The 10807-nt window shown below is 73.2% G+C and carries 11 protein-coding genes and 2 pseudogenes; 8 read left to right on the top strand and 5 right to left on the bottom strand.

Translation table 11 applies throughout. The annotated features are described in order from the left end of the window. The first annotated feature begins 28 nt into the window (after positions 1–28). The gene (locus tag ACIA79_RS21245) at positions 29–307 is read left to right on the top strand and encodes a hypothetical protein (protein WP_399429893.1); all 279 of its coding nucleotides are present in this window, start codon (positions 29–31) and stop codon (positions 305–307) included. 103 nt (positions 308–410) lie between these two features. Beyond that, positions 411–659: pseudogene (locus ACIA79_RS21240) on the top strand (winged helix-turn-helix domain-containing protein); the annotation flags it as partial. A gap of 219 nt (positions 660–878) precedes the next feature. On the opposite strand, the pseudogene ACIA79_RS21235 reads toward ACIA79_RS21240, so the two are convergent. The 3 genes and pseudogenes from ACIA79_RS21235 to ACIA79_RS21225 form a co-directional block, all read right to left on the bottom strand. Further along, positions 879–1486 (bottom strand): annotated as a pseudogene (locus ACIA79_RS21235) (serine hydrolase domain-containing protein); the annotation flags it as partial. A 520-nt stretch (positions 1487–2006) separates the two neighbouring features. Further along, complete coding sequence (locus ACIA79_RS21230) at positions 2007–2222, bottom strand: DUF2283 domain-containing protein (protein WP_399429892.1); 216 nt, start codon at positions 2220–2222, stop codon at positions 2007–2009. Positions 2223–2359: 137 nt separating this feature from the next. Further along, positions 2360–3160, bottom strand: coding sequence for a class E sortase (locus ACIA79_RS21225; protein WP_399429891.1), 801 nt, complete (start codon positions 3158–3160; stop codon positions 2360–2362). A 379-nt stretch (positions 3161–3539) separates the two neighbouring features. On the opposite strand from ACIA79_RS21225, the gene ACIA79_RS21220 reads away from it, so the two are divergent. From ACIA79_RS21220 to ACIA79_RS21210, 3 genes are all read left to right on the top strand, one after another. Further along, entirely contained in the window at positions 3540–4754 is a 1215-nt protein-coding gene (locus ACIA79_RS21220; protein ID WP_399429890.1) for a PP2C family protein-serine/threonine phosphatase, read from the top strand. Between the two features lie 134 nt (positions 4755–4888). After that, positions 4889–5455 (top strand): TetR/AcrR family transcriptional regulator, encoded by a 567-nt coding sequence (locus ACIA79_RS21215; RefSeq protein ID WP_399429889.1) that lies wholly within the window; start codon positions 4889–4891, stop codon positions 5453–5455. An 83-nt stretch (positions 5456–5538) separates the two neighbouring features. Beyond that, the gene (locus tag ACIA79_RS21210) at positions 5539–7272 is read left to right on the top strand and encodes an alpha/beta fold hydrolase (protein ID WP_399429888.1); all 1734 of its coding nucleotides are present in this window, start codon (positions 5539–5541) and stop codon (positions 7270–7272) included. A gap of 65 nt (positions 7273–7337) precedes the next feature. On the opposite strand, the gene ACIA79_RS21205 is transcribed toward ACIA79_RS21210, so the two are convergent. After that, positions 7338–7910: an EF-Tu/IF-2/RF-3 family GTPase gene (locus ACIA79_RS21205; protein ID WP_399429887.1), complete on the bottom strand. Its 573-nt coding sequence runs from the start codon at positions 7908–7910 to the stop codon at positions 7338–7340. A gap of 310 nt (positions 7911–8220) precedes the next feature. Between ACIA79_RS21205 and ACIA79_RS21200 the strand changes: the two genes are divergently transcribed. The 3 genes from ACIA79_RS21200 to ACIA79_RS21190 all read left to right on the top strand — a co-directional run bounded on the left by ACIA79_RS21200 (position 8221) and on the right by ACIA79_RS21190 (position 10326). After that, positions 8221–9144, top strand: coding sequence for a glutaminyl-peptide cyclotransferase (locus tag ACIA79_RS21200; protein ID WP_399429886.1), 924 nt, complete (start codon positions 8221–8223; stop codon positions 9142–9144). A gap of 90 nt (positions 9145–9234) precedes the next feature. Further along, the gene (locus ACIA79_RS21195) at positions 9235–9906 is read left to right on the top strand and encodes a hypothetical protein (protein ID WP_399429885.1); all 672 of its coding nucleotides are present in this window, start codon (positions 9235–9237) and stop codon (positions 9904–9906) included. Positions 9907–10095: 189 nt separating this feature from the next. Further along, entirely contained in the window at positions 10096–10326 is a 231-nt protein-coding gene (locus ACIA79_RS21190; RefSeq protein ID WP_399429884.1) for a hypothetical protein, read from the top strand. A 157-nt stretch (positions 10327–10483) separates the two neighbouring features. Here ACIA79_RS21190 and ACIA79_RS21185 read toward each other — a convergent pair whose 3' ends face one another. Next, positions 10484–10708 (bottom strand): hypothetical protein, encoded by a 225-nt coding sequence (locus ACIA79_RS21185; RefSeq protein WP_399429883.1) that lies wholly within the window; start codon positions 10706–10708, stop codon positions 10484–10486. Positions 10709–10807: the final 99 nt, after the last annotated feature.

Here is a 10807-nt window from a genome sequence, read left to right as displayed (position 1 = left end):
GAGGCGGGTGCGCACCGTCTGGGAGGGCATGAACGACATGACCGATGAGGAGATCGTCCGGGCGGTGCGCGGCATCGTCGCGTTGGAGGCTTCGCGCGAGGCGCTGGCCGCCCGGGTGACAGGGCTGCGGACCGCCACGGCCGCCGAGGACCTGGCCGAGCGCGACCGCTGCGGCAACGCCATGGCCGACGCCGACACCCGGATCCTGCTGGAGTCGATCGAGGTACTCGACCGGCTCGGTATGACGGCCGCGGCCATGGCCTGCGCCCATGTAGCCCGGGAAGAGGGCATCCTGCCGCCTTCCTGACCCCGCGCGGGCGACGGTGAGGGCGGGCGGCGGGAGTGGCAGGCCGGCACCGGCCGCCCGCCTGCGCGCCCGGCCGGTGCGGAGGGGCTGCGACAGTGGGCGCATGCGTGTCGGACTGCTCGGAACCGTGGAACTCGACGCCGGGGCGGGCCCGTCGGCGGTGGGCGGCACGCGGTTGCGGGCGCTGCTGGCACGGCTTGCGCTGGATGCCGGGCGGGCCGTACGGCCGGGGGCGCTGGTCGAGGACCTGTGGGGCGACACGCCTCCGGCGGATCCGGCGAACGCCTTGCAGTCGCTGGTGTCCCGGCTGCGGGGGATGCTGGCGGATCCCGCGCTGCTCGCCCTCGGGCCGGCCGGCTACCGCCTCCACCAGCGGCTCGCGGACACCTTCGGCAGCGATCCGGGGCCCGGGGTGGCGGCCGCCCACCTCCGGGGTTGCCCCGAACTCGAAGAGGAACTCCGTGGGGACGAGGACGACGGCGGAGCGGCGGCCCGCACCGTCGGAGTAACTGGTGATGGAGTAGCCGGTCATGCCCCCGTCGTGCGCCCAGACGGTGCCGCACGGGGTGTCACCGGTCTCGATCCCCAGACCGGCTCCCGGTCCGTCCTGCGGCTGTTCGGGATCCATGGGTACGGTGCTGCGCAGCTCCGCCGTCTGCGCTGCGGGCAGCAGTGCGCCGGACAGGAGGGCCGAGGAGAACCGGGCGGAACTGCTCGGGCACCGCGTCCGGCATGCGCGCGGCGTCCGGCTCGTACCCGTGCGCGTACCGGCCGCGCCACCGGGGCCGGTGGCGTAGTAGGTGTGCTCCAGCCCCAGCGGGCGGGCGATCCGGTCGCGGACGAGCGCGGCGAGGGACGTGCCGGTGACGCTTTCCAGAACGGCGCCGACGGCCGCGTAATCGGTGTTGCTGTACGACCACGTGGTGCCCGGCGGGAGAGCGGTTCGTGGCGCACCCCGACGGCGAGGAGCTCGCGCGAGGTCCAGCGCCTGTCGTCCTGCCGAGGATCGAGGGGAGCACGCCGGTCCTGGGTGTAGTCGAACAGGCCGCTCGTGTGGTTGAGCAGCATCCGCAGGGTGATCGCCTTGCCCCCGGGCACGACGCCGGGCACCCACTTCTCCACCGGGTCGGCCAGCGACAGTTCGCCTTCGGCGACGAGTTGCAGGGCGAGCACTGCCATCATGGTCCTGGTGTTCGAGCCCATCCGGAACTCGTCGTCCGCCGCGAGTCGTTGCTCGCGGGCGGCCCACGGCGCCTGCCGCACGATCTCGACGGGCCGGTCGCGGCCGTCGCCGCCCGCACGATCACTCCTGGTGCCCCGACATCCACCAACTCCCGGGCGAGCCGCTCCAGATCGTCGTGCCGCTGCCGCTCGGTGGCTACGGCCGCGGGCGAGTGCCGAGCCACCGGAGCAGCGGCGTGGGCGCCGCGCCCGCCGTGCCGGCCAGGAGTGCCACCGACAGCAGGGCCACGGGCACGGCCCGCAAGCGGTGTGACCGGGCGCCGGGACGCGGTGAGGAGTGCTGGGGGAAAGCCGGCATGGACCCATGCCTCCGGGTGAGCGCCGAACATGACGCCCTCAGCCTCCGGCGGACCGCTGGCAGCCCGCGCACAGCACGCCGGCAGACCGCCCGCACCACGGGACCGGCAACGGACCGGCAGCGGCGGTCACGTCGGACGCGCCCGCGAGCGGCCGTGCCTCAACCGATCCGCTCGGCGGCGTCCAGGATGTCGGGGTGCAAGCGGCTTGCGGCGTCGGGCACTTCGACACCCAGCAGCCGCCCCTGTGCGTCGAGATCGAGCACCGCTGTGGCGTCGTCCCCCGCCACCACCTGCTGGACGGCTTCGCCCGGGTCGATCCTGTCGACGAGGTATATGTACGCCATGTTCGCCTCGGCGTCGTACGTGACTCGCATCGTCCTCCGTAGGGTTCACCACGAGGCGGGAACCGGTTCCCGCGCCCGCGGGGCAGGCTACCCGCCACGTTGGTTGTCCTGACCTGGTCATGGCGGGAGCACGGCACCGTCACCCGCACGCACGCGCGCCCGCGGGCCTAAGAGGTGCCGGGCGCCTCGGCCGCGGGCTTGGAGGAGACCAGGACGCCGATCTTGTCGATGCGGTGCTCGGGGTTGCCGCGGTCGTCGCGCCAGAAGTTGCCGACGGCGTTGTCCTCGGGCGTCGCGCACGTGGAGACCGTGATCATCGCCTTCGTGGGCTTCTTCCCCGGCTCGCCGGGGACCGCGGCCCGCTGCTCGGCCAGGGAGCGCTCCGACCGGAAGGAGGTCTTCCTGGTCTCGGTGATGCGGTACTCGTGCACCGTACCGCCGGCCGTGACGAAGACGGAGTCGCCGATGCCCAGGGACGGGAGGTCGCGCAGCGGCCCGCCCGCGGAGAGCCGGTGCGCCGTCACCAGGTAGTTGCCGATCTCGCCCGGGCCGACGCCGCCCTTGGCTCCGTACGGGCTGGCAGCATGCCCCTTGTTCTGGATCCGCGTGCCGGGCCAGTCGTCGGTGGTGCCCTCGTACGGGACGACGCGGAGGTCCTCCAGGCCTATCCCGGGTATGGCGAGGACGGCGGTGAGGGTGCGTGCGTCGTCCTTCGGGGGCGGAGGCGGGGGCTCGGGCGACGGCGCGGCTGAGGTGGCGGCAGCGGTGAAGGACGCGGCCGCCGGAATCGTGGCGCCGCCCGGTGCCGGGGCGGCCGGGATGCCCGCGGCGTGCGCGGAGGAGGCGGTGACGGGGGCGGCCGTGGACATGCCGTCGCCACTCGCCGCGTCGGCCCCGGTCGAGCAGCCGGCCAGCGCGACGATGACGGCGGCGGCGAGCGCGGCGGGGACGGTTCGGTGACTCAGCATGGCGTTCCGGGTTCGATGGCCGGGCGGTCGCACCCCCTATGAAGGGCGGCACCTATCAGGAAAAATGACGATAGACGATCGCATGTTCCTCCAACAGTGTTCCCGTGCGTGAGGTCGGCCATCCCCACCACGGGACGATTCACCGACAGCCACACCGTCGGCACAGCGAGTCGCCATCCGGCCGGCCGGAATGGCCGCCCAGCGTGACGACACCCGATCCAGGGCATGATCGAACCGGCATGCCGACGAGCACCGGCCCGCACCGGAGCCCCCGCGCCGCACCACCGGAATGACACTTCCCACAGTCGCCGCGACGCAACTCTTGGTCATTCCCGCAGCCATCCCGGGGAACAAGAAGCGGCAACCGAAGGAGGCTGCCGTGGGCAGGGATGCGTTGGATCTGGGCGAAGTGCTGGCCGAGGCGGAGAACGCCTCACCCGTGGAATCGGTCGACGTCGTCGCGGTGAGCCTGCAGAAGCGCTTCGGAGCGGCGTGCGTGTCCTTCCTCTTCGCCGACCTGGTCGGCCACGAACTCATCCGCCTGACCACGGCGGACGGGCCCGCCAGCGGCCGCAGCGGGGAGCGCATCGGATTGCGGGGCAGTGTGTACGACCGGGTCCTGGAGACGCAGGTGCTGCACCAGGAGCCGGACGGGGAGGGCGGCCGGCGCGTCATCGCACCGGTGACCAACCGGGGGGACTGCGTCGGCCTGCTCGAGATGACCCTCCCCCGCACCGATGAGGCGGTGCTGCGGCAAGTAGGCGAAGCCGCACACGCCTTGGCGTACATCATCGTCACCGACCGCCGCTTCACCGACCTCTACCACGTCGGCCGCCGCACCACGCCGACGAGCCTCGCGGCGGAGATCCAGCACCAGCTCCTGCCCTCGGCCCCGTGTTGTGAAGCCGCCCAGTTCACCGTGGCGGGCGGCCTGGTGCCGGCCGACGACATCGGCGGCGACACGTACGACTACGCCCTCGACCGCGACACCCTGCACCTGTCCATCACCGACGCCATGGGCCACGACACCGATTCCGCCCTGCTGGCCACCCTGCTGATGGGGGCGCTCCGCGGCGCCCGGCGGGCCGGATGCGACATCGCGGAACAAGCACGCCGCGCGCACCGGGCCCTGCTCGAACACGGCCGGGGCACGGCGACCGGCCAACTGCTGCGCATCGGCCTGCAGGACGGACGCGCCCGGCTCGTGAACGCCGGGCACCCATGGCCCCTGCTCCTGCGCGACGGGAAGGTGGAGGAGACGAGACTCTCCGTCAACCTGCCCTTCGGCGTCCCCTCGCCCACCGCCTACCGGGTACAGCAGATGCAACTCCGCCCGGGTGACCGGCTGATCATGCTCACCGACGGCATGCAGGACCGCGCCGCCGCGACCGTCGATCTGCACGCCCTCGTGCGGGACACCCGGACCCTGCATCCCCGCGAAGCCGTCCGCGCCTTCGTCAGCGAGGTGTACGAAGCGTGCCGTGGCAACCTCCAGGACGACGCGACGGTCATGTGCCTCGACTGGCACGGCACCCACGCCACGAGCAGGCGCGCCCCGTCCGGGGCCAACAGCAGTGACGACCTGTGGTCGTAGTACCGCCGCTTGCCGCCGGGTGCCCAGGCAGGAGGGCGATCGGATGCCCGAGCGGGCCGGTGCACCCGGCACGGCTCGCGGCCACGCCACTGATGCGCTTGCAATAATATGACGAGCGGTCTATTTTTCTGGCCATGGGACAGAAGGGCGAGGAAACCCGCGGAAAACTCCTGGACGCCACGCAGCGCCTCATCGAGACCGGCGGGTACTTCAACGCCGGGCTGAACCAGATCGTGGCCGCGAGCGGGGCACCCAAGGGGTCGCTCTACTTCCATTTCCCCGGCGGCAAGGACCAGTTGATCGAGGAGGCCGTCCGCCGGGGCGGCGAGGAGATCTCCGCCCTTCTCGCCGGCGCGGAGGAGGCTTCCCGCGACGGCGGCACCACGGAGATGCTCGCCGCACTCCTGGACGTCCTCGGCACCCGGCTGGAGCAGTCCGACTGGCGCCAGGGGTGCCCCGTGGCGACCGTCGCCCTGGAGATGGCAGCCGGCAACACCGCGCTGCAGAAAGCCTGTTCCGAGGTGTACGCATCCTGGGAGGAGGCCCTCGCCGACCTCCTCGCATCCGACGGCCACTCCTCACCGCAGTCCGCCGCCACGGCCGTTCTGGCCCTGATCGAGGGCGCGTTGGTACTGGCGAGGGCCCACCGGAGCCGCGAGCCGCTCCACCGGGCCGCCCGGGCGCTCGCCCTGCTCGTCTGACCCCACCCGCTCCCTGCCGGGAGCTTCGGGAGCTTCCACCTCGCAAGAAAATATGTAGATCGGTCTACTGAAAGCGGGAAGATGTGTCCACCTCATCCGCAGACACGCTCGTCCTCGGTGCCTCCGGCTTCATCGGTCGCGCACTGGTCGCCGAACTCCTCCGCCGGGGACGGCAGGTGGCCGCCGCAGTCCGCGGCCCGGCCGAGCCCCTGACCTCGTGGCTGGCGCGCGCGGGCGTCGGCACCGGCACCCTGAGCGTCGTCACCGCCGACATCACGCGCCCCGGGCTCGGCCTCGCACCGGACGCCCTTCCCGCCGTACGGGACGTCTACAACTGCGCGGCCCGCTACGCCTTCGGGCTCGACCGCGCCGAGGCGCGGGCCGTGAACGTCACCGGAGCGGTTCATGCCGTCGAATGGACCGCGACGCGGCAGGCTCCGCGCCGCCTGGTGCACCTCAGTGGGTACCGCGTGGGCCGTTCGACCGGTGACGCCGACCACGACCGGCTGGGCGCCTACGAGGCATCCAAGGAGGAGGGCCACACCGCGGTGTGCCGGCGCGCCGCCGAACTGGCGGTCCCCCTCACCGTCGCCAACCCGGCGTCCGTCATAGGCCCCGGCCAGTACATCGGGCTGGCCTCGATCGCGGACGACCTGTGGCACGGACGCCTCCCGGCCGTGCCCGGCGGCTCCGGCACCTTCCTGCCGGTCGTCACGCTCGAACACTTCACGCGGTTCCTCGCCGCACTGCCCGAGGACCCCGAAGCCTCCGGCCGCCACTACTGGATCCTCGACGACACCACGCCCCACCTGCCGGAGCTGCTGGGACACATCGCCCGCCACACCGGCGTCCGCGCGCCCCGCCTCCGCATCCCCGTGGCGCTGCTGCGGCGACTGCCCCGCGCACTGACGGGCGCCGACCCGGAGACGTTCTCCTTCCTGTCCACCGACCGCTACCCCACGGGTCCGGCGCACGCCTTCGCCCGCTCCCACGGGATCGCGGTGCCGCCGGTCGGGGAGGCGCTGAGCGCCTGGGCCGACCACCTCGTCGCCACACGGTTCGGGAGGACCGCCGCACCGGAACTGCCGCACGGCTTCCACGCAGTCGCGGGCAGCCGCACCTGGGTCGTCGGCGACCGGGAAGCGCCCGCACACGTGCTGCTGCACGGGCTGCCGCTGGACGCCGACTCCTGGGCTCCGGTGAGCGGGCTGCTCGGGAGCCGTACGCTCGCCGCCGACCTCCCCGGCCTCGGCCGCTCCGGCCCGACCGGCACCGCCTGGCAGGACTGGCTCGCGGAACTGCTGGAGCCGGTGACGAGCCGACCGCTGCTCACCGCGCACTCCCTCGCCTGCGGACCCGCCGTGCGCTACGCCCTGCGCCACCCGGACCGGATCAGCGGACTCGTCCTGATCGCACCGCCGTTCCTCCGGGACGCACCACGCCGCGCCGGGCAGGGCCGCGTCACCGCGGCTGCCCTGCGCCGGGTGTCGGCGGACCGGCTGGCCTTCCTCCTCGGCCTGCCCGCCGGCCCGGCCGTGGACAGCGCGGTGGCGAATCTGCACCGCCCGGGCACCGCCCGGCGCACCGCGGCGGCCCTGCGCACGACCCGCCGCCGCGACGACGCACTGCGGCGGCGGCTGGCCGAGCTCGCCGTACCCGTCACCCTGGTGGCCGGCGCATCCGACCCCCTGCGCCCCACCGGGATGCGACACGTCGTCGTCCCCGGCGCCGGGCATTATCCGCAGCTCACTCACCCCGAGGAGATGGCACGCATCCTCCTCGACGCCTCCGTCCAGGAGGTCGGCGCGGTCGTCTGACGCGGCGGCCGGCCCCGGCGGCCGTACGGAGAACCCCTGTTCTCCAGGCGTCGGTGCTGCGACGTTCAGGACAGGAGCCGGGTCACGGCCCCCGAGCCGGCGGCGCGGCCGTGGTGGCGGAAGGCGAAGGTCCAGCCGGTCTCCAGGGCGACGGGACGTTCGAGCCTGACCGTCACCGCGGCCAGGTGCGACGGCCGCAGCACCTCCACGCCATCGGGAAGAACCACGATCCCCCGTACCGCACCGGCGCCCACGTGGAAGTGGAGACCGTCCCCGGTGAGCACCTCCGCACCGCCCTGATGCTCCGGCAGCACGGCGATGTCCGCGGCGAAGACGGCGTGTGCTCCGATCGAACCCGGAGTGGCGAGGACCTGCCCCCGCTCGATCGCTCCCGTGGCGCTACCCGGCAGCAGCAACCCTGCGTGCGTGCCGGCGATCACCTCCCCGGCGTGCGGTCGGCACCGGTCGATTCCGGCGATCCGGGTGACCGGTCCGCCCGCGAGGCCGACGATCTCCACCTCGTCGCCTGTGCGTACCCGCCCGCGTTCGATCCGTCCGCAGGCCAGGACCACCCTGCCCCGGTTCCGTACGAAGACGTCCTCGACGACCATCAGAAACGGCTCGTCCGCGGCCTTCATCGAACCCCCACCACCCCGCATCCGTCGTGTGCACGCGGCCGAGGCCAGCAACGCCTCCCCTCCCGCTCCGGCTGCCGTCTTCGGGGACGCGGCCCGCGCCTGCCGCGCGGCGGTGTCCTCCGCGGCGCGCGGAGTCGCCGACGCCCCGTCGTTCTGGTGATGAAGGCGGACCTGTTCGTCGCGGCCACCTCCACGGGCGGGCAGCCGGCGGAGGGTTCGCCCGTGTGCCGCGGCGCCGGCGGGCCGGTCCGTCCCACTCCGCCGATACTCTCGTGCGACGAGTCAGGAGCGCCAGGAGGGATGGACTGGCGTGCGCACAGGAACACCAGCCGCAGTCCGCTCGGCACCCCCGCTGCCGCGGTGCCCGCGCCCGGGCGTCCCGAAGGCCCGCGCCGTCGGCAACCGCCCGCGGGTGGTCGCGGCGGCCGTACTGGCCGGGGCGCTGCTGGCCGGTACGGTCGGCGGGTGCGGCCCGGCCCGCCGTGACGGTGCCGTACGGCCCCCGGCCGCCCCCACCGGACCGAGCCGCGTCCCGCTGCTGCGGGCAGAGGTGCGGGGATCCCTGCCGCATGATCCGGACGCGTTCACGCAGGGCCTGGAGTTCCGCGGCAGCACCCTGTACGAGAGCACCGGCCTGGTCGGCCGCTCCTCCCTGCGTGCCGGGCCCGCGGGTGAGCCGCCCACCGTCCGGGCCGAGCTCCCGGCACCCCTCTTCGGGGAGGGCATCACCCTGGCCGGCGGCAGACTCTGGCAGCTCACCTGGCGCAACGGCATCGCCATCGAGCGCGACCCCGACACGCTGGCGGAACGTCGCCGGGTCACCTACCGGGGCGAGGGCTGGGGCCTGTGCTGCCGGTGCACGGCCGGGCGGGGACAGCTGGTGATGAGTGACGGCTCCGCCCGGCTCACCTTCCGTGACCCCGACACCTTCGACGTGACGGGCGGTGTCGACGTACGTCAGGACGGCAGGCCCGTGACGGAACTCAACGAGCTGGAATGCGCCCCCGACGGCTTCGTCTACGCCAACGTGCTCGGGACGGACACCCTCGTGCGCATCCAGCCGCGCACGGGCGCGGTGACCGCGCGCATCGACGCCACCGGGCTGCTGACGCCGTCCCAGCGCCGCACGGCCCGTGCGCTCAACGGCATCGCCGCCGTGCCGGGGACGGACAGCTTCCTGCTCACCGGCAAGTTCTGGCCCCGCATGTTCCGGGTCACCTTCGTGCCGGCGTGACCTGCCGCGCGGGGCGGGGAAGACCGGGCCCCGTGCGACTGAACGCGCCGGACCGGGGAATACCGGCAGCAATCAGGGGGGTGGGGGACGGTGAGCGACAGCACCGGCACGGGTGGGGCGGAAGGCAAGGCCACGGCGCGGGAGAAGCGCGACACGGCCGGGAAGGCGGCGCTCATCACCGCGATCGTCGCCGTGGTGGCACTCGTGGGCACGGGCATCATGACCTTCTTCGACGTGCAGCTGGCGCAGGACCAGTTGGAGCAGTCCCGGCAGGCGCAGCAGGAGGAGGCCCGGCAGCAGGCAGCGGCGGTCGGGTTCTGGGACGACAACAAGGGCGTCGCCGTCATCAGCAACGCCTCCACGCGACCGCTCTACGCGGTGAGCGCGGAGTTCGCCATGGGGCCGGCGAGCGGCCCCTCCGGCAGGGGCCGGGCCACGTGGTCGTTGTACTTCGAGGTCCTGCCGCCCTGCAGCCGGGCCACCGTCGGCAAGGATCTGGCCCGGACGTTCAAGCCCGGCCTGCTCGGGGGGATGCTCCGCAAAGAAGGGCTGCGCGACGACGCCACCCTCGTGCCCGTACGGGTGCGGTTCGCGGACGCCCAGGACACGTACTGGGTCCGCGATCACCAGGGCCTCCACACGGCGACGAAGGACGCGATGCGGATCCTCAACCTCTCGGACGACGTACACGGCCCCTCCGTGGTGCTGTGGGGGCATCAGGGCGGTGAGCTGCGGGAGGAGGAACGCTGCACACCCGCCTGACGGCAGGGCCCGCGGTGGCAGGGGCACCGCCGTTGGTGTGAACGGCGTTCTCGGTCCGGTGCAGTGATCCCGTACGCGCGCACAACGTGGCTACGGTGGCAGGGGCTGAGCGGAGCGGTGCATCGCCCGGGCAGCCAGGCCGGCCGCAGACACGTACCCACCACTCCCCCACATTCGAGGACGGGCCTCATGAGCAACACGGAAACAGGCGGAGCCACCGGGACCAAGGACAAGGACTACAACCTGATCTGGTACGTCGAGGCATGCCTGAGCAACGCGCTGCGGCTGGAGACGTACATTCAGGACGCCCAGCGTGAGAACGACACGGAGGTCGCCGAACTCTTCCGCAAGGCACAGGCCGACAGCCGCAAGGGCGCGGAGCTCGGCAAGCAGCTGCTGCGCAGCAGGCTCGGCGGCTGATACCCCGCCTCACGCGGCCGGCCCACGTGCCGGCTCCGGCCGCGGGACGGACGCGGCACGAACGAGCGGCGCCCCGGTCTCAGGGACCGGGGCGCCGTCGCGCTCTCTCCCCGGATCGTCGCGGCAGCGGCAGCGGCGCACCACGGTGCCGACCCGGTCAGGACGGCTGCCGCGCGAACAGCTCCAAGTGGCCGCAGTCGGGGCAGCGGAAGGCATCGATCTGCCACCGGGGCCGTCCCATCCGCTTGGCTCCACCGAACAGACCGCGTTCGAGAGGACCGGCGATCCAGCGGGAATAGCCGCGCGAGTGCTCGCCCGTGTCCTCGATGAACCCGGGCTCCAAACCGGCCCGGCCGCACTGACCGCACGTCATGGTGTCCATCGCACGAGTCTAGGTCGTGTCCGCGAACTCCCGCCTGCCCGGCAGCGCCGGAGCAAGTGCCGTGAGCCGTGGCGTCGGCCCTGGCCGCCCTCCCCTCGT

Source organism: Streptomyces sp. NPDC051310, assembly GCF_044455245.1.
Classification (GTDB): domain Bacteria; phylum Actinomycetota; class Actinomycetes; order Streptomycetales; family Streptomycetaceae; genus Streptomyces.
This window is presented reverse-complemented; position numbering and strand designations above follow the sequence as displayed.